Origin of the sequence: Nakamurella sp. (assembly GCF_048594475.1) — a bacterium.
Lineage (GTDB): Bacteria > Actinomycetota > Actinomycetes > Mycobacteriales > Nakamurellaceae > Nakamurella.
Window position 1 is genome coordinate 1 of the sequence record NZ_JBMDXT010000035.1, and the last position, 19317, is coordinate 19317.

The following is a 19317-nucleotide window of genomic DNA, read 5'->3' on the forward strand; positions in this document are numbered from 1 at the left end:
AGTGGTCGTGGGCTGTGTCACCGTCGCGCCTCCCCGGTCGGCCTGCCGGGCTCGATGATCCCTCACGGGCATGCCGGCACCGGCCCGGGTCGGCCGGGACGGCGGAAAATCGTCCGGGTGGGAGCAGGCCGGATCAGGCCGTGACCGCCACGCCGTGCCGGACGACCCGATCGGTCAACGGCATGCCGATCTGGTGCACCAGCGCGAGGTGGCTGGGCGCGTCCAGCACGTGCAGGTCGGCCCGGGCGCCGGGTGCGAGGTGGCCGACGTCGGGCCGGCGCAAGGCGGCCGCTCCCCCGGCCGTCGCGGCCAGCACCGCCACGGCCGGGGTCAGCCCCCAGCTGCGCACCGCCAGGGCGACCACCAGGTTCATCGACGAGCTGCCGCAGGACACCGGGTTGCAGTCCGAGGCCAGCGCCACGACGGCGCCGGCGTCGAGCAGGGCCCGGCCGGGCGCGGGCGGCCGGCCGGTCGCCAGGTCCGCCACCGGCAGCAGGGTGGCCACCGTGGTCGAGCCGGCCAGCTGATCGACATCGGCGGCACTCAGGCCCGTGCAGTGCGCCACCGCCGCGGCTCCGACGTCGACGGCCATCCGAACCCCGGCACCCGGGTCCGGCGGGTCCGCGCGCACCCGCAGCCCGAGCCCCTTGCGCTGCCCGGCGGCCAGCACCCGCCGGCTCTGCGCCTCGTCGAAAGCGGTTCCCCCGCAGCAGACGTCGATCCAGCCGACCGAGCCGTCGACCGCGTCCAGCATGGGGCCGCAGACCAGGTCGACGTACCCGTCCGGATCCTCGTGGTTCTCCTGGGGCACCAGATGCGCCCCCAGGAAGGCGATCTCCTCGAATCCGGCGGCCGCCGCGGTCAGCGCGGCCCGGCGTTCGTCGAGCGCGGTCAGGCCGAAGCCGGTGGCCGTCGCCGCGCAGGTCGTGCCGCCCAGCAACATCCGGGCCCGCTGCCGGCGCGCCTGCGCCAGCAGCGCCGCGTCGTCGGCGGCCCGGGTCGCGGCCACGGTCGACGGCGCGTCGGGCTGCGGGCCCCGGCCCGGGTCGAGCCCGTGCACCACCTGGGTGTGCGAGTCGACCCACCCGGGGAGCACCGCCCGGCCGCCCAGGTCGACCGACCGGTCGGCCGCGGGCGCGGCCGACCGCGGCCCGACCCAGACCACCCATCCGTCCTCGATGACCAGGGCGGCGTCGTCGATCAGCCCGATGGGAGCCGGCCCGAGAGCCGGGTCATTCGTCACCAGCTCCGAGATGCCCTGCAGCAGGGTTGATGTCGCCAACGAGGGTCTCCAGTACGTCCGCCAGTGCCCGCACCCCCGCGACGCAGTCGGCCGCGTCGGCGTGCTCATCCGGAGCATGGGATACCCCGGACGGATTGCGGACAAACAGCATGGCCGTCGGCACGTGAGCGGCGAACACCCCGGCGTCGTGCCCGGCGGCCGTCGGGACGACGGGGGCACCCAGCCGTCCGGACAGCTCCAGACCGAGACCGGGATCGAACGTCACCCGGTCCGACATCGACTCGCGCTGCACCATCACGGTGCAGCCCTCGGCCGCGGCCTCGGCCCGGACGTCGGCCACGATCGCGTCGACCACCGCCGCGGTGACGGTCGCGTCGGTGTGCCGGACGTCCAGCCACAGCGAGACCGAGGAGGCGATCACGTTGGTGCCCCCGGGCACGGGCGTGATCCGGCCGACCGTGGCGACGGCCCCCGGGTGGGTGGCCAGCACGCGGCGCGCCGCCAGCACCGCGGCGGCGGCCGGGATCATCGGGTCGGCCCGGTCGGCCGGCGCCGTCGTGCCGGCGTGGTTGCCCTGGCCGGTCACCGTCAGCCGCCACCGGCCGTGGGCGACGATCTCCGAGGCCACCCCGACCACCGCGGCCGGGTCCACCGCCCGCAGCAGCCGGCCCTGCTCGATGTGCAGCTCGACCATGGTGCCGACGGTGGCCAGCCGGGCCGGGTCCGGGCCGAGCCCGGCCGGGTCCAGGCCGATCCGGCGGGCCGCGTCGGCCACCGAGACCCCGTCGGCGTCGTGCAGCCGCCGCACGTGGTCGGCGTCCACCGCGCCGGTGAGCAGCCGCGATCCCAGGCAGGGCAATCCGAACCGGCCGCCCTCCTCCTCGGCGAAGCATGCCAGCGCGATCGGCCGGGCCGGGGTCAGGCCACGCAGCCGCAACTCGTCGACGGCGAGCAGGGCCGAGACCACCCCCAGGGGCCCGTCGAACGCGCCCCCGCCGGGCACCGAGTCCAGGTGCGAACCGGTCACCACCGCACCCGGCGCGGGTTCACCCCACCAGGCCCACAGGTTGCCGTTGCGGTCGGTCTCGACGTCCAGCCCGCGTCGGGTGGCCTGCTCGGTGAACCAGTCCCGCAGCTGCATCTCGGCATCGTCGAACGCATGCCGCGAATATCCACCGCGCAGGTGGTCGCGGCCGACCCCGGCCAGGTCCGACCAGGCGCCGACGAAACGGCCGGTGTCTCCGGGCGAAGGGCCGAGTCTCACGGGTCAACTCCCGGCTGTGCGTCCCGACGGCTGGTGGATCCGGCCTGCGGACAACAGTGCTACCACGGCCTCGATCTCGGGCGCCAGATGACGGTCCGGTCCGGGCCCGGGGACGGCCGTTCGGATGACGTCCCGCACCGCCCCGGTCACCGGTCCCGGGGCCAACGGCGCCCGCAGGTCCAGCGCGCGGGCCGCGGCCAGCAGCTCGATGGCGATCACCCGGCGCAGCCCGTCGACCGCCCGCCGCAGCTTGCGCGCGGCGTGCCAGCCCATGGAGACGTGGTCCTCCTGCATGGCCGAGGACGGGATCGAGTCCACCGACGCCGGGACCGCGAGCCGCTTGAGCTCCGAGACGATGCCGGCCTGGGTGTACTGGGCGATCATCAGCCCGGAATCCACGCCGACCTCGTGGGCCAGGAACGGCGGCAGGCCGTGCGACCTGGTCCGATCCAGCATCCGGTCCGTGCGCCGCTCGGAGATGGAGGCGACGTCGGCCACCGAGATGGCCAGGAAGTCCAGGACGGCGGCGACCGGGGCCCCGTGGAAGTTGCCGTTGGACTCGACCCGGCCGTCCGGCAGCACCACCGGGTTGTCGATGGACGAGGCCAGCTCCCGGTCGGCGATCAGCGCGGCGTAGCCGGCGGTGTCCCTCGCGGTGCCGTGCACGGCCGGGGAGCAGCGCAGCGAGTACGCGTCCTGCACCCGGGTGTCCTCGGGCCCGGCGTGCGAGGCCACGATCGGCGACCCGGCCAGCGCCGCGGCGATGCGCGCCGCGCTCGCCGCCTGCCCGACCTGGGGCCGGAGTTGCTGCAGGTCGGCCGCGAACACCCGGTCGGTGCCCAGCAGCGCCTCGACCGACATGGCCGCGGCGAGGTCGGCCGCCTCCAGCAGCCCGGTGATGTCGTGGAGCGCGAGCACCAGCATCCCGAGCATGCCGTCGGTGCCGTTGATCAGGGCCAGCCCCTCCTTCTCGGCCAGCGTGACGGGGGTCAGGCCGGCCGCGGCCAGGGCATCGCCGGCCGGACGCCGGGTCCCTCCGGCGTCCAGCACCTCGCCCTCCCCGATCAGGCAGAGCGCGACGGCGGACAGCGGGGCCAGATCCCCGGAGCAGCCGAGCGAGCCGTACTCGGGCACCACGGGGGTGATGCCGGCCGACAGGACGGCGGCCAGCAGCGCGGCGGTGGCCGGGCGGATGCCGGTCCGGCCGCGGGCCAGCGTGGCCAGCCGCAGCAGCATCAACCCCCGCACCACCTCGCGCTCGACCGGCTCACCGCTGCCCGCCGCGTGGGACCGGACCAGCGAGCGCTGCAGCGCGGTCCGCCGGGACGGCGGGATGGAGGTGGTGGCCAGTGCCCCGAAGCCGGTGGAGACGCCGTAGTGGGGATGGGCGTCGCCGGCCAGGGTGTCGACGACCGCCCGGCTGGCGGCCATCCCGGCCAGGGCGTCGGGGCCGAGGATCACGGGGCGGCCGTCCCGGGCCACGGCGACGACGTCGGCCTGGGTGAGCGGCTGGGTTCCGATCTGCAAGGGGCTGGTCACGGACCCATTGGACGACGCCCGCCGGACCCGGGGAAACCGGGCGGGGCGCAGAACTGTCCGGTATACCGGACAGCATGACCAGCGACGGGCCGGCCCCCGCCCTGCGCCGGGGACTGGCGGTCCTCCAGCTGCTGGCGTCCCGGGCCGCGCCGGTCTCGGCGGCCGCGATCGCCCGCGATCTCGGCCTGCCCCGGTCGACCACCTACGAGCTGCTCACCGAGCTGGCCGCGGCCGGGTTCGCCGCCCACCTGCCCGGCGAGCGCCGGTGGGGCCTGGGGCTGGCCGCGTTCGAGATCGGCAGCGCCTACCTGCGGGCGCAGCCGTTGGAGCGGGTCGGCCGGCCCGTACTGGGCCGGCTCAGCGGCGCCACCGGCGGGACCGCCCATCTGGGCGTGCTGCACGGCAACGAGACCCTCTACCTGGCCAAGGAGAAGTCGGGGCGGACGCCGACCCTGGTCACGGACGTAGGCGTGCGCCTGCCGGCCGCGCTCACCGCGACCGGGCTGTCGATCCTGGCGCACCTGCCACCCGGGCAGGTCCGGGCGCTGTTCCCGGACGCTGCCGCCTTCGTCGACCGCACCGGGCGCGGCCCGGCCACCCTGCCCGAGCTGCGCCGCGACCTGACCCGGACCCGGCGGCAGGGCTGGGCGGTCGAGGATGGCCGGATCTCCGCCGGCGCAGCCTCCGTCGCCGCCGCCGTGTTCGACCACAACCGGCTGCCGATCGCCGCGATCGGCGTCACCGTCGGGCATCGCTGTGCGGCTGAGCCGGAGGAGGCCTGTCCGGAACCGTTCGCGGACCTGGCCCCGGCCATCCGGGCGGCGGCCCGGGAGGTGACCGTCGCCATCGGCGGGCGCGGGCCGGACTGAAGGACGACGCCGGCCGCCGACCGGCACCGCCCTGCGCTGATCAAGAGCCCACCCGCGCCGAGCTGCGCCGCCCTGCGCTGATCCAAGGCCCACCTGCGCCAAGCTGCGCTGATCAAGAGCCCACCCGCGCCGAGCTGCGCTGATCAAAGACCCACCCGCGCCAAGCTGCGCTGATCAAGAGCCCGCTAAATCGGGCATAACGCCCCCAGTTTCGGGTCTTTGATCAGCGCACCCGGGTCGCAACGGCGGGCCCGCATGACCACCGCGGGCCCGCATCACCACCGCGGGCCCGGATCACAACGACAGGCCCGGACCGAGGCGCAAGCCGGCAGAGTCGGGTGCGGACCGAGAAGCTGAGCCCGCGGCCCCCGCCCCGATGATGGGGGGCGAGGGCCGCGAGTGGACCGGGACCGATGGTGGGGCCCCGGTGGTCTGTGGGCCGGTCCTACCGGGGGCAGACGCCCTCGGCGGTCGCGGCGGCCATGACCGCGTCGGCGACCATCCGCGCCAGGCCCGGGGTGAATGGGTCCGGCACGATGTGCCCGGCGTCGGCCCGCCCGGGCACGGCGGCGCAGATCGCTCCGGCCGCGGCCACCTTCATGCCCTCGGTGATCCGGCTGGCTCCGCAGTCCAGGGCCCCCAGGAAGATCCCGGGGAAGGCGAGCACGTTGTTGATCTGGTTGGCGAAGTCGCTGCGTCCGGTGGCCACGACCGCCGCCCCGTTGGCCCGCGCGTCGTCGGGATGGATCTCGGGGGTGGGGTTGGCGAGGGCGAAGATGATCGGCTGCGGGCCCATGGTGCGCACGAGGGCCGGGTCGACCGACCCGCCCGAGACGCCGATGAACACGTCCGCCCCGGCCATCGCCACGGACAGGTCGCCCTCGAGGCCGCGCGGGTTGGTCGCCGCCGCCATCTGCTCCTTGACCGCGTGCATGCCCGACCGGCCGGCGGACAGGATCCCCTTGGAGTCGACGACCACCAGGTCGCGGACCCCGGCGGCGAGCAGGATCTTGGCGCAGGCGATGCCGGCCGCACCCGCCCCGGACACGACCACCCGCAGGTCGACCATGACCCGCTGGATCACCGAGGCCGCGTTCATCAGGGCGGCCAGCACGACCACGGCGGTGCCGTGCTGGTCGTCGTGCATCACCGGGATGTCCAGCGCCTCGACCAGCCGCTCCTCGACCTCGAAGCAGCGGGGGGCGGAGATGTCCTCGAGGTTGATCGCGCCGAACGAGGGCGCCATGGCCGTGACCGCGGCCACGATCTCGTCGGTGTCCTTGGTGCCGAGCACGATCGGCACGGAGTCCAGCCCGGCGAACGAGCGCATCAGTGCGGACTTGCCCTCCATCCCCGGCAGCGAGGCCTTCGGACCGATGTCGCCCTGCCCGAGCACGGCGGTGCCGTCGGAGATCACCGCGACCACCCGGGACGCCCAGGTGTACTCCCGGGCCGCCGCGGGGTCGCGGGCGATGAGGCTGGAGACCCCGGCCACGCCGGGGGTGTACATCATCGACAGGTCGCGCTTGTCGACCAGTGGCGACCGCAGCTCGACGGACAGCTTGCCGCCGCGGTGGGCGTCGAGCACGTCCTGCTCGGTGAAGCCGGGGCGCGGCGCCGGCGGCGGCGGGGTCATCTGAGTGGGCAGCGTGGTGTCCGGACAGTCGAGGGTCGTGAGCATGGTCGGGTCTCCGAGGGCGAGCAGGCGACATCCGCAGGCGCGGACGTGAGGAATGCCGGTCCCGGTCAGCGAGCGCGCGGTGGGCGCTGGCGAACTGCCGGACCGGATGGGCCTGGTCGGTCCATCGAAAAGGTCTTGCGGTGGCACGGGGGTGGTGCGGGTCGAGCTGAGGGTTTACCCATCATGCACCACCGACGGCTCAACACCCAACCCCGGCGTGTCGCCGGGCTCAGACCAGGCCCAGGCCCCGCGCGATGCCGTCGATCCGGCCCGCCAGCGCCAGGTCCTGCTCGGTCACCCCGCCCGCGCTGTGCGTGGACAGCACGAACAGCACGTCCCGCCAGCGGATGTCGATGTCGGGATGGTGGTCGGCCTCCTCGGCCGCCACCGCAACGGCGTCCACCAGTGCGATGGCGGTCGGGAAGTCGGGTGCAGTGTACCGGCAGCGGATGTCGTTCGGGTCCCCGCCCCACCCGGGCAGGTCGGCCACGCCCCGGTCGATGTCGGCGGCAGTGAGCAGCGTCATCCCGTCACGGTAGTTGGCCGAGCGCGCGAGGCCACCATCAAGCACCGCCGGGGGTGTCCTGAGGAAGTGGGGAGACGCAGGAGACTCAGTTCCTCAGGACACCCGCGGTTGGCCGAGCGCGCGAGGCCACCATCAAGCACCGCCCGTTGGCCGAGCGCGCAAGGCCACCATCGCGCACCGCCCGGACCGGACCGGACCGGTCGGACGGCGCGCCGGCCCCCGACCCGTCCTGGCTAGGATCGCCGACCATGAAGGTTCGTGAGCTCCTCGTACCGGGGGCGTTCGAGTTCACCCCGATCCAGCACAAGGACGGCCGGGGGGTCTTCCTGGAGTGGTTCAAGGTGGAGCGGCTGGCCGAGGCCGTCGGGCACCCGTTGACCCTGGCCCAGGCCAACCTGTCGGTATCCGCCGCCGGGACGCTGCGCGGGGTCCACTTCGCCGACGTGCCGCCCGGCCAGGCCAAGTACGTCACCTGCCCCCGCGGGGCGGTCATCGACTTCGTCGTCGACATCCGGGTCGGCTCGCCCACCTTCGGCGTGTGCGACGCGGTTCGCCTGGACTCCGTCGACCGCCGGGCGGTGTACCTGAGCGAGGGCCTGGGGCACGCGTTCGTCGCCCTGGAGGACGATTCGACGCTGACCTACCTGTGCTCCACCGGCTACTCCCCCGGCCGCGAGCACGGCATCAACCCGCTGGACCCGGCGCTGGGCCTGCCGCTGCCCGACGGGGTCGACTTCCTGCTCTCCGACAAGGACAAGGCGGCCCCCACCCTGGCCGAGGCCGCCGACCAGGGGCTGCTCCCCGACTGGCAGTCCTGCCGGGACTGGGTGCAGAGTCTGCAGGCATGAGCGGGGCCGGCGAGGCGACCGGGCCCGCGAGGCGACCGCGAAAGGCGGCGGCATGAGCGGCATGAACCGAATCGCGCTGGTCCGGCACGGGCAGACGGCGTGGAGCAAGGCGGGTCAGCACACGTCGACCACCGACATCGATCTGACCGACGAGGGCGTGCACCAGGCCATGACGGTCCCCCAGTTGCTGTGGGGCCTGGAACTGGCGCCCAAGACGGTGTGGAGCAGCCCGCGGTTGCGGGCGCGGCGGACGGCCGAGCTGGCCGGCCTGCACATCGACGAGGTGCTGGACGATCTGGCCGAATGGGACTACGGACAGTACGAGGGCATCACCAGCAAGCAGATCCACCGGACGAATCCGGGCTGGTCGATCTTCAAGGACGGCGCGCCGGGCGGGGAGTCGCCGCACGACGTCGCCGTCCGCGCCGACCGGGTGCTGGCCGCGGCCCGGGAGAAGCTGACCGACGGCGACGTCGCGCTGTTCTGCCACGGTCATTTCTCCCGCGTCCTGGCCATGCGGTGGGTCCGGCTGGACGTGGCCAACGGCGGGCTGATCCTGATGAATCCGGCCGCGGTGACGGTGCTGGGCACCTACCACGACGAGCCGTGCATCGAGCACGCGAACATCATCCCGTTCCGTTCCCCCCAGGTCGGGGTGTGACGGGTGGCGCCGGATCGGGCGGTGGCGTGACCGTCGATCGGCGGATCCGGCCGATCACCCCGGCCGACGTGCCCGCGGTCGTCGGCATGGTGTTCGACCTGGCGGTCTACGAGAAGGCGCCGGAGCTGTGCCACCTGACCGACGAGCAACTGCACGCCGCCCTGTTCGGGCCGGCCCCGGCGTTGTTCGGCCTGGTCGCGGAGAGCGAGCCGGGGCGGGTCGGTGGGTTCGCGCTCTGGTTCCTGAACTTCTCCACCTGGGAGGGCGTGCACGGCATCTACCTGGAGGACCTGTACGTGCGGCCCGAGCTGCGCGGCTCGGGGCTGGGCAAGGCCCTGCTCGTCCGGCTGGCGCAGATCGCGGTGGAGCGGGGCTACGCCCGGGTCGAGTGGTCGGTGCTGGACTGGAACACCCCGTCCATCGACTTCTACCGCGGGCTGGGCGCGGTGTCGATGGACGAGTGGACGACGTTCCGGCTCACCGGTCCGGCCCTGCGAACGGCAGCGGGAACCGGCTGATCCAGGCGTTGGCCGGGCGGCTGAGCAGCAGCGCCGCGCCCGCCCCGCCGACCACGACCAGCAGCGGGCCCCAGACGTACTGACCGCTGGGGGCGATCAGCCACACCCCGATGGCGAAGACGACCACCTGGGCGACCAGGCTCGGGGTGCGCGCCCAGCGCCGGCCGCGCAGCAGCCCGGTGGCGCAGAACGCCAGGGCCGCGGCCAGCACCAGGTAGTAGGCGAGCTGGGCCAGCGTGCGGCCGACGGCCAGGCCTTCGGACAGCCCGGAGACGAGGTTGGTGCCGGCCAGCACGACCAGGCCGGCGGCCTCGAGCAGCACCAGGCCGGCCGCGATCACCACGGGCCGCGGCGGCGGGATGCTGATCGGCGGGGGGTCGGGCTCGGCGGTCATGGCGAGGTCACGGGCCCCGACAATACCCACGTAGGCTCCCGGTCGATGCGCGCACTCCTGATCGTCAACCCGCACGCCACCTCCACCACCGAGCGGCGGCGGGACCTGCTCGCGCACGCCCTGTCGGGCGAGGTCTCGCTCAAGGTCGCCCGCACCGAGAGCCGGGGGCACGCGGCCGACCTGGCCGCCGCCGCGGCCGACAGCGGGGTCGACGTGGTCGTGGTGCACGGCGGCGACGGCACCGTCAACGAGGTCGCGAACGGGCTCATGTACCGCGGCGTGCGACCGGACGTGCCGATGCTGGCGGTCGTGCCCGGCGGGTCCACCAACGTGTTCGCCCGCGCCATGGGCATCGACCCGGATCCGACGGTGGCCACCGAGCAGATCATCGAGGCGCTGGCCGCCCACCGGGTGCGGACGGTGTCGCTGGGCCGGGCGGACGATCGCTACTTCACGTTCAATGCCGGGCTCGGGCTGGACGCCGAGACGGTCCGCGCGGTAGAGAAGCGGCGGGCCAAGGGCAAGACGATCTCCAACGCGATGCACGTGCGGGACGCGGTGCTGCAGTTCCTGCGGGCCCACGGCAAGCCGCCGCGGATGACCCTCGAACTGCCGGGTCGGGAGATCGTGGACGACGCGCACCTGGTCTTCGTGTCCAACGTCGACCCGTGGACCTATCTGGGCAAGAAGCCCATCCGCACCAATCCGGACACCTCGCCGACCGGCGGCCTGGGGATTTTCGCGCTGACCAGCCTGGCCCTGCCGTCCGCGATCCGGGCCTCCACGGCCATCGTCACGGGCCGCCTGAGCGGCGGCCGGCACCTCGTTCGCGCAGATGACGAGCCCTGGGCGACCGTGCGGTGCCGCGAACCCGTCGCCTTCCAAGTCGATGGAGACTACCTGGGCGAAAGGTCCGAAGTCGAATTCACCTCTGTTCCTCGGGCGCTGCGGTTAGTAGTCTGAGCGCCGACCTCCGGCCCGACGACGCGCCGAGGTCCTCGTCACCAACCCTGGTCTGAATCGTGACGACCAGGCATCATGGTGTGCGGGCCCGCCGCTGGAAACGATCTTCACGTGACCTCGGTAACCCTGGCGTGACAAAACCTTGACACGAACGTCCCATGTGAAACCATTCACAAGCAGGTCGTGCGGGGGCGATGACGCCGCCCACGACCGCATTGGATACCGGTCGGATCCCACCCGATCCGGCGCAGCACCCGAGGAGTACACCCATGGACTGGCGTCACCGCGCGATCTGCCGCGACGAAGACCCCGAGCTGTTCTTTCCCGTCGGAAACTCCGGCCCGGCCCTGCTGCAGATCGCCGAGGCGAAGGCGGTGTGCCAGCGCTGCCCGGTCACCAGCGAGTGCCTGGCCTGGGCGTTGGAGACCGGCCAGGACGCCGGCGTCTGGGGCGCCATGAGCGAGGACGAGCGCCGGTCGCTCAAGCGTCGCCGCGCCCGAGCCCGCGCCCGGAGCATGTGACCCGCGTCTGACGCACCGTCCGGACCGGGCCGCGCGCCGGTCCGGACCGTCCGACCGGACCGGCTCACCCGGCCCGCCGACCGAGGCCCAGCCGCCTCCGGACCCCGACCACGAAGCCCCGGGCGGGGACGGCACCCATCCGGGTCCTTCCCCGCCACCGGGCCGGTCACTTGCTGCGGCCGCGCAGCGGAAACGTCATGTGCACGTAGGTCCCCTGCCCGTCGGCGGCCTCGACCGATCCCATCTCGATCGTGCCGAGCAACTCGGCCTCCACCAGCGTGCGCACGATCTGCAACCCCAGACCCTTGGCCTGCTCGATCGCGAACCCGGGGGGCAGGCCGACACCGTTGTCGCTGACAACGATGTCCAGCTCCTTGGCCGACCGCTCCACCTGGATGGTCACCTGGGCCCCGCCGTCCGGACCGGGGTCCTCCGGGCCGCCGTCGAAGGCGTGCTGCAGCGCGTTCTGCACCACCTCGGCCAGCACCATCACCAGCGGGGTGGCCAGTTCCGCCCCGAGGACCCCGAGCGAGCCGACCCGGCGCACCCGCGCCGACGTCTCGGCGGCGGCCACGTCGGAGATCATCGGCACCAGCCGGTCCACGATCTGATCGAGGTCGACCCGGTCGTCGGGCGAGGTCGACAGCGTCTCGTGCACCATCGCGATCGAGGCCACCCGGCGCACCGACTCCCCCAGCGCCTGCCGCACGGACGGGTCCGCCGACCGCCGCGCCTGCATGCGCAGCAGCGCGGCGACGGTCTGCAGGTTGTTCTTCACCCGGTGGTGGATCTCCCGGATGGTCGCGTCCTTGCTGAGCAGCGCCCGGTCCCGCCGGCGCACCTCCGTCACGTCCCGGACCAGCACCAGCGCGCCGGACGCCCGGCCGTGCGGCCGCAGCGGCAGCGCCCGGAACAGGACGGTGGCCGCCCGCGCCTCGACCTCCATCCGCAGGCCGGGCCGGCCGGCGACCGCGTCGGCGATCCGCTTGGCCAGCTCGGCCGCGTCGAACGGGTCGTCCACCAGGCCCCGGGTGAGCTGGGCCAGCGACTGGCCGATCATCTCGCCGTTGTAGGCCAGCCGGTGGTAGGCCGACAGTGCGTTCGGGCTGACGTACACGACGTTGCCGTCGGCGTTGAGCCGGAGCAGGCCGTCGCCGGCCCGCGGACCGGTGTGCAACTCGGCCGGCCGCCCGGGCGGCGGGAAGGTGCCGTCACAGACCATCTGGAACAGGTCGTCGGCGGCATCGACGTACGCGGTCTCCAGCAGGCTGCCCTCGCGGCCGACCAGGCTGCTGGTGTCGCGCTCGATGACCGCGACGACCTCGCCCTCGTGCCGCACCGGGATGGCCTGGCGGCGGATCCAGCTCTTGGGTGCCTCGACCGGCGGCTCGTCGGAGACGACCCGCTCCTCCTCCCAGGCGCGGCGTAGCAGCGGGAAGTCGGGCAGCGCGACGACGGCCTTGACCCGGTCGTCGATGAAGGCCGTCACCCCGGTGGTCGGCCGGGCCTGCGCAGCGCAGATCAACCGGCCGGGCTCGCTGGGTACCCAGAGCAGCAGGTCCGAGAAGGACAGGTCGGCCAGCAGCTGCCATTCGGAGACGACCGCCTGGAGATGGGCGACCGCCGCGCCGGAGAGGCTGGAGAAGTCGGCCAGGACGTCGGAAAGCGTCGACATGGATCGGGTGCGGCTCAGGAGATCTCGGCGATCAGGTCGCCCTCCTGGACCAGCCCGCCCTCCTGGACGGCCAGGGTCGCGACGGTCCCGTCGACTTCGGCGATCACCGGGATCTCCATCTTCATCGACTCCAGGATCACCAGGGTGTCCCCCTCGGCGACCGAATCACCCTCCGCGACCAACACCTTCCAGACGTTGGCCACCATCTCGGCCCGGACTTCCTCGGCCATCCGCTTCCCTCCACCAGGCGTCGGCACCCCCTGCGGCGGTGCGGGCACCCATCCTTTCATCCCGGGGCGGTCCGTCGGTCCGGCCCGTCCCGCCGAGCCGGCCAGCCCGGTCCTCGTCCGGATCGTGGCAAGATGGCCCGGGCAATCGGCAGAAAGTGAGGTCACCATGAGCAAGCGCGGACGCAAGAAGAAGGCTCGTCGCAAGAGCGGCGCCAACCACGGCAAGCGGCCCAACTCCTGAGCCGGGGACCGGCCCGCGGGTTACTCCCCGCGGGTCACCCGCACCGTCGTGACCGTCACCTGCAGGCTGGCCACCACCCGCTGCCGCAGGTGATCGGGGGCGCGATCGCCCCCACACTTGCGGTGGAGCAGCTCCTTGAGCTTGCGCTCCAGTCCCGCCTCTTCCAGGCAGGGTGAGCATTCGTCGAGGTGCTGCTGCACCTTGGCCCGGTTGTCCGGGTCCATCTCGTCGTCGAGGAACTTCCAGACGTCCCGGAGCACCTCCGAGCAGCGGGACTCGGAATCGGCCCGTTCGGCCGGGTCACCGCACGCCATCGTCGTGACCGTCCTCTCGTCCGTTGGTCCGCAGGAAGCCGCGTTCGGTCGCGTAGTCCGTCAGCAGGTCCCGGAGCTGGCGCCGCCCCCGGTGCAGCCGCGACATCACCGTGCCCAGCGGCGTGCCCATGATCTCGGCGATCTCCTTGTACGAGAACCCCTCGACGTCGGCCAGGTAGACGGCCAGCCGGAAGTCCTCGGGCAGCTCCTGCAGAGCCTCCTTGACGTCCGAATCGGGCAACCGGTCCAGCGCGTCCATCTCGGCCGACCGCAGGCCGGTCGAGGTGTGCGACTCGGCCGACGCCAGCTGCCAGTCGGTGATCTCGTCGGTGGCCGTGACCGCCGGCTGCCGCTGCTTCTTGCGGTAGCCGTTGATGTAGGTGTTGGTCAGGATCCGGTACAGCCAGGCCCGCAGGTTGGTGCCCTGGGTGAACGAACCGAAGGCCGCGAACGCCTTGAGGTAGGTCTCCTGGACCAGGTCCTCGGCGTCGGCCGGGTTCCGGGTCATCCGCAGGGCGGCCGCGTAGAGCTGATCGATCAGCGGCATCGCCTGCTCGGTGAACCGCTGGCCCAGGTCGTCGTCCACCGAGGTGGTCATGCCGGTCACCTGCCTCGCGGTCGACGATGGCGGGCGACGGGCGCCGGCCACGCCGCGAGCTGCGCGACGCAGCGTCGAGGGTACCTGCCGCCCGGGACGGCTCCCGGCCGGCCGCCGGGTCGGCACCGGCCGGACCCGGGTGTCCGGGGGCGCCGGCGGGGGTGCTAGCTGCAGGATCGTCACGTTCTGCTGGAACGCCCGGCGACGGGGCGGTATTCCGGTCGGGGGCCGGTCAGGGGCCGGCCGGAACCGATCTACCAGGTCACCGGCATGGTCACGGCGCTGTAGACGATGGACGTCTGCCGGAAGTCCAGCTCGGCCATCGGCACCGCCGGCCGCATCGTCGGGAACCGGCGGGCCAGGGCCGGGAAGGCGATCCGCAGCTCGATCCGGGCCAGCTCGGCGCCGACGCACCGGTGGATGCCGTACCCGAACCCCAGGTGCGAGGTGGCCGGCCGGGTCGGGTCGAAGCGTTCCGGGTCCGGCCCCAGCGCCGGGTCGCGGTCCGCGCCCGAGAGCGAGACGAGCACCATCTGGCCGGCCGGGATCTCGACGTCACCGATCCGCACGGGGGTCCGGCTGAACCGCGGGAACGCGACCTGCACCACCGACAGGTAGCGCAGCAGCTCCTCGACGGCCAGATGCACGGTCGGCTCGTCGGCCGAGCCGAGCGCGGCGAAGTAGTCCGGGCTCTGCAGCAGGGCCAGCGCGCCCAGCGACAGCGAGGCGGCGGTGGTCTCGTGCCCGCCGGTCAGGATGCCGTCGGCCAGGCCGGCCAGTTCGCGGTCGGTCAGCTCGTCGCCGTGGTCGCGGATCAGCTGGCCGAGCAGCCCCTCGCCCGGGTCGGCCCGCTCCCGCTCGACCAGGGTGCCCAGGTACTCCAGGGATGTCCCGATGACGTCCAGCGGCGACTCGTCGCCGACCTCGAACCGGGCCGTGGACAACGCCTGGAACTCCGCCCGGTCGCCGTAGGGCACCCCGAGCAGCTCGCAGATCACCAGCGACGGGATCGGCATCGCGAAGTGTTCGACCAGGTCCGCGGGCCGGCCGGCGGCCTCGATCGCGTCCAGCTGCCCCTGGACGATCTGTTCGATCCGCGGGCGCAACCGCTGCAGCGTGCGCATGGTGAACTCCGGCGTCAGCAGCCGGCGCAGCTTGGTGTGGTAGGGCGGGTCGGTCATCCCCAGGCCGCCGGGATCCTCCGACGACTCGTTGGTCAGATTGCCGATGTCGTTGCTGAACGTGGTCGCGTCGCCGAGCACCTGCTTGGCCTCGTCGTACCCGCTGACCAACCAGGCCACGATGCCGAACGGCAGCTCCAGCTTGGCCACCGGTTCGGCCGTCCGCCGTTCCCGCAGCTCGGCGATGGGATCGAGCCCGTCGCGGGACAGCAGCAGCGGGATCGGCAGCGCTTCGGTCATGGGAGAAGCCTCGCACAGCGGTACCGAACGGACGGAAGGACCCGCGACGGCTTGGCCGTGGACCCGTCGGGGTACTGCGCGGGTACTGTCTGCCGGGAGCACATGACCCAGGCCTACCCGAAAGGGACCGCCCGTGATCAGCTTCGACTCGGTGTCCAAGGTCTATCCGGACGGCACCCACGCCGTCGAGAACCTGTCCTTGGAGATCCCCACCGGAAAGATCACCGTCTTCGTCGGGCCGTCCGGCTGCGGCAAGACCACCTCCGTCCGGATGATCAACCGGATGATCGAGCCCACCCACGGGGTCGTGGCGATCGACGGCAAGGACATCTCCACCGTGGACGCCCCGGTCCTGCGCCGGGGCATCGGCTACGTCATCCAGAACGCCGGGCTATTCCCCCACCGCACGGTGCTGGACAACGTGGCCACGGTGCCGGTGCTGCAGGGCCGGTCGCGGCGCGAGGCCCGCGCGGCCGCGGCCGAACTGCTCGACCGGGTCGGCCTGGACCGGGCACTGGCCACCCGATACCCGGCCCAGCTCTCCGGCGGGCAGCAGCAGCGGGTGGGCGTGGCCCGGGCGCTGGCCGCCGATCCACCGGTGATGCTGATGGACGAGCCGTTCTCGGCCGTCGACCCGGTGGTCCGGGCCCAGTTGCAGGACGAGTTCATCCGGCTGCAGGCCGACCTGGGTAAGACGATCGTGTTCGTCACCCACGACATCGACGAGGCGGTCAAGCTCGGCGATCGCATCGCGGTGTTCGCCGTCGGCGGCCGGCTGGCCCAGTACGCCGAACCGGCCGAGGTGCTCAGCCGGCCGGCCGACGACTTCGTCGCCGACTTCGTCGGCCGGGACCGCGGCTACCGGGCGCTGTCCTTCGTGCACGGCGCCCTGCCGGTGCACGACGAGCAGACGCTGCCGCTGGGGTCGCCGGTGCCCGCCGGGGCCGGAGCGGCCGCCGAGGGCATCTCGGCCGAGCACGGCCGCTGGATCCTGGTGGTGGACGACGGCGGCCGGCCGCGCGGCTGGCTGGACTGCGCCGCGGTGCCCGTCGGGCACGTGGTGGCCACCGACGACCTGGTGCTCGGCGGATCGCTCGCCGGTCCCGACGCCTCGCTGCGGCGCGCCCTGGACGCGGCCCTGTCGTCCCCGTCCGGCCGCGGCGTCGCGGTCGACGGCGACGGAACGGTGATCGGCACGATCGCGGCCGGCGAGGTGCTCGCCGCGATCGAGCAGGCCAGGCGGGTCTCGTGACCGGGGCGGGGCGGTGAACGGGGTGGTGGGCGGGTGAATTGGGATTGGCTGGCGCGGAACGCGGCGCAGATCTGGACCTGGACGCTCGACCACATCTGGCTGGCCGCGGCCCCGACCGTGCTCGGCCTGCTGCTGGCCCTGCCGCTGGGCGCGATCGCGAACCGGTACCGGTGGAGTTACGCGACGCTGATCACCCTGGCCGGGCTGCTGTACACCATCCCGTCGATCGCGCTGTTCGTGGTGCTGCCGGGCCTGCTCGGCACCCGCATCCTGGACCCGGTCAACGTGGTCGTGGCCCTGACGCTGTACACGCTGGCGCTGATGGTGCGGGTGGTGGCCGACGCCCTGGCGGCCGTGCCGCCGCTGGTGGTGGCCAGCGCGACGGCCATGGGCTACAAGCCGCTCCGGTCGCTGGTGACGGTGCAGCTGCCGCTGGCCGTCCCGGTGATCGGGGCCGGTCTGCGGGTGGCCGCGGTGTCCAACGTCAGCCTGGTCTCGGTGGCCGCCCTGCTGGGCATCCCCCAGCTCGGCCAGCTGTTCACCGTCGGCTTCCAGCTCGACTTCGTCACGCCGATCATCGCCGGCATCGTGCTGTGCCTGGTGCTGGCCGGCATCTTCGACGGCATCATCCAACTCGTCGTGCGGCTCAGCACCCCGTGGGCGCGGGTGGGCCGATGACCGGCGCCTGGAACTGGCTGACCGACCCGGCCAACTGGAGCGGGACGAGCGGGGTGTGGGCGCGGCTGCTCGAGCACCTCTGGTACACGATGCTGTCGCTGGCCATCGCCCTGGTCATCGCGCTGCCGCTGGGCGCGGTGATCGGGCACACCGGCCGGTTCACCGGGTTGGTCTCGGGGGTGGCCAACGCGCTCCGGGCGCTGCCCAGCCTGGGCCTGCTGATCCTGCTGGCGCTCTGGGGCCTGCACACGCTGAAGGGGAACATCGCCCTGCTGGGACCGGCGATCGCGGTGCTGGTGATCCTGGCCGTGCCGCCGATCCTGTCCAACACCTACGCCGGCATCGCCAATGTCGACCCGGCCGCGCGCGACGCGGCCCGCGGCATGGGCATGACCGGCGGGCAGGTGCTGCGCAAGGTGGAGCTGCCGGTCGCCCTTCCGCTGATCATGTCGGGCGTCCGGTCGGCGTTCCTGCAGGTGGTGGCGACGGCGACGATCGCCGCGGTGGTCGCGCTCGGCGGGTTCGGCCGGTACGTCATCGACGGGCTGGCCCAGCAGAACTACTCGATGATGGTCGCCGGCGCCTTCCTGGTCGCCCTGCTCGCCGTCATCGGCGACCGCATCCTGGCCGTGATCGGCCACTACATCGTCTCCCCCGGGCTCACCGGCCGGGCGGCGCGACGGCGCACCGCGTCGGCCACCACCGCCGACATGGTGGTGCTCAAGGGCGAGGCGGAGGCGCAGACGTGACCGGCCTCCCGACCCCCGGCTTCGCGGTCCCGTTCCGATGTCGTACCCCGGTGCGACCATCAGCCATCCCCCATCGATGAAGGAGATTCCCATGACTGCACGCACCGGCCGCCGGCGCGGCCTGTTCCGAACCGGTGGCCTGGTCGCCGCCGGCCTGGCCGCCCTGCTCACGGTGGCCGCCTGCGGCGGCGGCTCGTCCGACCCGCTCGCCACCACCTCCGCGGCCGCCTCCGGCGGGGCCTCGGCCTCCGGCTCGGCCGGCGGCGGGAAGATCGTGATCGGCTCGGCCAATTTCCCCGAGAGCGCCCTGCTGGCCAACATCTATGCCGCCGCGCTGACCAAGGCCGGCGTCGAGGCGAGCACGAACCTCAACATCGGCAGCCGCGAGGTCTACATCAAGGCCATCGAGGACGGCTCGATCAGCCTGGTCCCCGAGTACACCGGGGTGCTGCTGCAGTACTTCGACCAGCAGGCGACCGCGGTGTCCTCGGACGACGTGTACGCCGCTCTGCAGAAGGCGCTGCCGTCCACGCTGGTGGTGCTGGACAAGTCGGCCGCCGAGGACAAGGACGCCGTCGTGGTCACCAAGGCGACCGCGGAGGCCAACAACCTGACGTCGATCGCCGACCTGGCTCCGGTCGCGTCCACCTTCGTCCTGGGCGGTCCGTCCGAGTGGGAGACCCGACCCACCGGCGTGCCCGGCCTCAAGGAGAAGTACGGCCTGACCTTCAAGGAGTTCAAGGCGCTCGACGCCGGCGGGCCGCTGACGCTCAACGCCCTGACCTCCGACCAGGTCCAGGCGGGCAACATGTTCACCACCGACCCGGCGATCCCGAAGAACGACCTGGTCGTGCTGGAGGACCCGAAGAACCTGTTCGCGGCACAGAACGTGCTGCCGCTGATCCGGTCGGACGCCAACAACCCGCAGGTGACCGAGGTCCTCAACGCCGTCTCGGCCAAGCTGGACACCGCGACCCTGACCGAGCTGCTGACCAAGGTTCAGGACGAGAAGCAGGATTCGGCCCAGGTCGCGCAGGAGTGGGTGGCCGCCAATCTCGGCAGCTGATCACCCGCCGCCGGGGGGGGGGGGGCCGGGCGGGGGGGGGGCCCCCCCCCCCCCCCCCCCCCGCCC

At 73.1% G+C, this 19317-nt stretch carries 22 protein-coding genes; 11 read left to right on the forward strand and 11 right to left on the reverse strand.

What is annotated here, in order from left to right:
* Positions 1-133: 133 nt before the first annotated feature.
* The 3 genes from ACOJUF_RS01685 to hutH are packed head-to-tail and all read right to left on the reverse strand — an operon-like array spanning position 134 to position 4046.
* Positions 134-1282, reverse strand: coding sequence for an amidohydrolase family protein (locus tag ACOJUF_RS01685; RefSeq protein ID WP_420120130.1), 1149 nt, complete (start codon positions 1280-1282; stop codon positions 134-136).
* Positions 1233-2507: an allantoate amidohydrolase gene (locus tag ACOJUF_RS01690; protein WP_420120131.1), complete on the reverse strand. Its 1275-nt coding sequence runs from the start codon at positions 2505-2507 to the stop codon at positions 1233-1235. Before ACOJUF_RS01690 ends, ACOJUF_RS01685 begins: the two co-directional genes overlap by 50 nt.
* Positions 2508-2510: 3 nt before the next feature.
* Entirely contained in the window at positions 2511-4046 is a 1536-nt protein-coding gene (gene hutH / locus ACOJUF_RS01695; protein ID WP_420120132.1) for a histidine ammonia-lyase, read from the reverse strand.
* A gap of 74 nt (positions 4047-4120) precedes the next feature.
* Between hutH and ACOJUF_RS01700 the strand changes: the two genes are divergently transcribed.
* Positions 4121-4915, forward strand: a complete 795-nt coding sequence (locus tag ACOJUF_RS01700) for an IclR family transcriptional regulator (protein ID WP_420120133.1) — start codon at positions 4121-4123, stop codon at positions 4913-4915.
* 445 nt (positions 4916-5360) lie between these two features.
* Here ACOJUF_RS01700 and ACOJUF_RS01705 read toward each other — a convergent pair whose 3' ends face one another.
* Together ACOJUF_RS01705 and ACOJUF_RS01710 are read right to left on the reverse strand one after the other, a co-directional pair.
* Positions 5361-6596, reverse strand: a complete 1236-nt coding sequence (locus tag ACOJUF_RS01705; RefSeq protein WP_420120134.1) for an NAD(P)-dependent malic enzyme — start codon at positions 6594-6596, stop codon at positions 5361-5363.
* Between the two features lie 229 nt (positions 6597-6825).
* Positions 6826-7122 carry a 4a-hydroxytetrahydrobiopterin dehydratase gene (locus ACOJUF_RS01710; protein WP_420120135.1) on the reverse strand — a complete coding sequence of 99 codons (297 nt, stop codon included), beginning with the start codon at positions 7120-7122 and terminating at the stop codon, positions 6826-6828.
* 248 nt (positions 7123-7370) lie between these two features.
* Here ACOJUF_RS01710 and ACOJUF_RS01715 point away from each other — a divergent pair, with 248 nt between their 5' ends.
* From ACOJUF_RS01715 to ACOJUF_RS01725, 3 genes are all read left to right on the forward strand, one after another.
* Positions 7371-7970, forward strand: a complete 600-nt coding sequence (locus tag ACOJUF_RS01715) for a dTDP-4-dehydrorhamnose 3,5-epimerase family protein (protein WP_420120136.1) — start codon at positions 7371-7373, stop codon at positions 7968-7970.
* Between the two features lie 61 nt (positions 7971-8031).
* Entirely contained in the window at positions 8032-8631 is a 600-nt protein-coding gene (locus tag ACOJUF_RS01720) for a histidine phosphatase family protein (RefSeq protein WP_420120148.1), read from the forward strand.
* Between the two features lie 86 nt (positions 8632-8717).
* On the forward strand, positions 8718-9149 hold the full coding sequence (locus ACOJUF_RS01725) for a GNAT family N-acetyltransferase (protein WP_420120149.1): 432 nt from the start codon (positions 8718-8720) through the stop codon (positions 9147-9149).
* On the opposite strand, the gene ACOJUF_RS01730 is transcribed toward ACOJUF_RS01725, so the two are convergent.
* Positions 9109-9573: a hypothetical protein gene (locus ACOJUF_RS01730; protein WP_420120137.1), complete on the reverse strand. Its 465-nt coding sequence runs from the start codon at positions 9571-9573 to the stop codon at positions 9109-9111. The genes ACOJUF_RS01725 and ACOJUF_RS01730 overlap by 41 nt on opposite strands.
* A gap of 15 nt (positions 9574-9588) precedes the next feature.
* Between ACOJUF_RS01730 and ACOJUF_RS01735 the strand changes: the two genes are divergently transcribed.
* Both ACOJUF_RS01735 and ACOJUF_RS01740 read left to right on the forward strand, forming a co-directional pair.
* Positions 9589-10506, forward strand: a complete 918-nt coding sequence (locus ACOJUF_RS01735) for a diacylglycerol/lipid kinase family protein (protein ID WP_420120138.1) — start codon at positions 9589-9591, stop codon at positions 10504-10506.
* 269 nt (positions 10507-10775) lie between these two features.
* Positions 10776-11027 (forward strand): WhiB family transcriptional regulator, encoded by a 252-nt coding sequence (locus ACOJUF_RS01740; protein WP_015746720.1) that lies wholly within the window; start codon positions 10776-10778, stop codon positions 11025-11027.
* A gap of 166 nt (positions 11028-11193) precedes the next feature.
* Here ACOJUF_RS01740 and ACOJUF_RS01745 read toward each other — a convergent pair whose 3' ends face one another.
* Both ACOJUF_RS01745 and ACOJUF_RS01750 read right to left on the reverse strand, forming a co-directional pair.
* Positions 11194-12702: a sensor histidine kinase gene (locus ACOJUF_RS01745; RefSeq protein WP_420120139.1), complete on the reverse strand. Its 1509-nt coding sequence runs from the start codon at positions 12700-12702 to the stop codon at positions 11194-11196.
* Positions 12703-12716: 14 nt separating this feature from the next.
* Complete coding sequence (locus ACOJUF_RS01750; RefSeq protein WP_420120140.1) at positions 12717-12932, reverse strand: biotin/lipoyl-binding carrier protein; 216 nt, start codon at positions 12930-12932, stop codon at positions 12717-12719.
* A gap of 166 nt (positions 12933-13098) precedes the next feature.
* Between ACOJUF_RS01750 and ACOJUF_RS01755 the strand changes: the two genes are divergently transcribed.
* Positions 13099-13173, forward strand: a complete 75-nt coding sequence (locus ACOJUF_RS01755; protein ID WP_420120150.1) for a 50S ribosomal protein bL37 — start codon at positions 13099-13101, stop codon at positions 13171-13173.
* Between the two features lie 20 nt (positions 13174-13193).
* Here the strand turns inward: ACOJUF_RS01755 and rsrA are convergent, their stop codons facing one another.
* The 3 genes from rsrA to ACOJUF_RS01770 all read right to left on the reverse strand — a co-directional run bounded on the left by rsrA (position 13194) and on the right by ACOJUF_RS01770 (position 15506).
* Complete coding sequence (gene rsrA, locus ACOJUF_RS01760) at positions 13194-13487, reverse strand: mycothiol system anti-sigma-R factor (protein WP_420120141.1); 294 nt, start codon at positions 13485-13487, stop codon at positions 13194-13196.
* Positions 13474-14085, reverse strand: coding sequence for a sigma-70 family RNA polymerase sigma factor (locus tag ACOJUF_RS01765; protein ID WP_420120142.1), 612 nt, complete (start codon positions 14083-14085; stop codon positions 13474-13476). Before ACOJUF_RS01765 ends, rsrA begins: the two co-directional genes overlap by 14 nt.
* A gap of 254 nt (positions 14086-14339) precedes the next feature.
* Positions 14340-15506 carry a cytochrome P450 gene (locus ACOJUF_RS01770; RefSeq protein ID WP_420120143.1) on the reverse strand — a complete coding sequence of 389 codons (1167 nt, stop codon included), beginning with the start codon at positions 15504-15506 and terminating at the stop codon, positions 14340-14342.
* A gap of 133 nt (positions 15507-15639) precedes the next feature.
* On the opposite strand from ACOJUF_RS01770, the gene ACOJUF_RS01775 reads away from it, so the two are divergent.
* From ACOJUF_RS01775 to ACOJUF_RS01790, 4 genes are all read left to right on the forward strand, one after another.
* Positions 15640-16758: an ABC transporter ATP-binding protein gene (locus ACOJUF_RS01775; RefSeq protein ID WP_420120144.1), complete on the forward strand. Its 1119-nt coding sequence runs from the start codon at positions 15640-15642 to the stop codon at positions 16756-16758.
* A gap of 33 nt (positions 16759-16791) precedes the next feature.
* Complete coding sequence (locus tag ACOJUF_RS01780; RefSeq protein WP_420120145.1) at positions 16792-17436, forward strand: ABC transporter permease; 645 nt, start codon at positions 16792-16794, stop codon at positions 17434-17436.
* A complete protein-coding gene (locus ACOJUF_RS01785; RefSeq protein ID WP_420120146.1) occupies positions 17433-18185 on the forward strand; it encodes an ABC transporter permease in 753 nt (250 codons plus the stop codon). Before ACOJUF_RS01780 ends, ACOJUF_RS01785 begins: the two co-directional genes overlap by 4 nt.
* 91 nt (positions 18186-18276) lie before the next feature.
* The gene (locus ACOJUF_RS01790; RefSeq protein WP_420120147.1) at positions 18277-19251 is read left to right on the forward strand and encodes an ABC transporter substrate-binding protein; all 975 of its coding nucleotides are present in this window, start codon (positions 18277-18279) and stop codon (positions 19249-19251) included.
* Positions 19252-19317 lie beyond the last annotated feature (66 nt).

Excerpts from the sequence above, each read along its gene's own strand:
- ACOJUF_RS01700 (WP_420120133.1), top strand. The coding sequence starts at position 4,121 with ATGACCAGCGACGGGCCGGCCCCCGCCCTGCGCCGGGGACTGGCGGTC.
- ACOJUF_RS01705 (WP_420120134.1), bottom strand. The coding sequence starts at position 6,596 with ATGCTCACGACCCTCGACTGTCCGGACACCACGCTGCCCACTCAGATG.
- ACOJUF_RS01710 (WP_420120135.1), bottom strand. The coding sequence starts at position 7,122 with ATGACGCTGCTCACTGCCGCCGACATCGACCGGGGCGTGGCCGACCTG.
- ACOJUF_RS01715 (WP_420120136.1), top strand. The coding sequence starts at position 7,371 with ATGAAGGTTCGTGAGCTCCTCGTACCGGGGGCGTTCGAGTTCACCCCG.
- ACOJUF_RS01720 (WP_420120148.1), top strand. The coding sequence starts at position 8,032 with ATGAACCGAATCGCGCTGGTCCGGCACGGGCAGACGGCGTGGAGCAAG.
- ACOJUF_RS01725 (WP_420120149.1), top strand. The coding sequence starts at position 8,718 with ATGGTGTTCGACCTGGCGGTCTACGAGAAGGCGCCGGAGCTGTGCCAC.
- ACOJUF_RS01735 (WP_420120138.1), top strand. The coding sequence starts at position 9,589 with ATGCGCGCACTCCTGATCGTCAACCCGCACGCCACCTCCACCACCGAG.
- ACOJUF_RS01740 (WP_015746720.1), top strand. The coding sequence starts at position 10,776 with ATGGACTGGCGTCACCGCGCGATCTGCCGCGACGAAGACCCCGAGCTG.
- ACOJUF_RS01745 (WP_420120139.1), bottom strand. The coding sequence starts at position 12,702 with ATGTCGACGCTTTCCGACGTCCTGGCCGACTTCTCCAGCCTCTCCGGC.
- ACOJUF_RS01750 (WP_420120140.1), bottom strand. The coding sequence starts at position 12,932 with ATGGCCGAGGAAGTCCGGGCCGAGATGGTGGCCAACGTCTGGAAGGTG.
- rsrA (WP_420120141.1), bottom strand. The coding sequence starts at position 13,487 with ATGGCGTGCGGTGACCCGGCCGAACGGGCCGATTCCGAGTCCCGCTGC.
- ACOJUF_RS01765 (WP_420120142.1), bottom strand. The coding sequence starts at position 14,085 with ATGACCACCTCGGTGGACGACGACCTGGGCCAGCGGTTCACCGAGCAG.
- ACOJUF_RS01770 (WP_420120143.1), bottom strand. The coding sequence starts at position 15,506 with ATGACCGAAGCGCTGCCGATCCCGCTGCTGCTGTCCCGCGACGGGCTC.
- ACOJUF_RS01785 (WP_420120146.1), top strand. The coding sequence starts at position 17,433 with ATGACCGGCGCCTGGAACTGGCTGACCGACCCGGCCAACTGGAGCGGG.
- ACOJUF_RS01790 (WP_420120147.1), top strand. The coding sequence starts at position 18,277 with ATGACTGCACGCACCGGCCGCCGGCGCGGCCTGTTCCGAACCGGTGGC.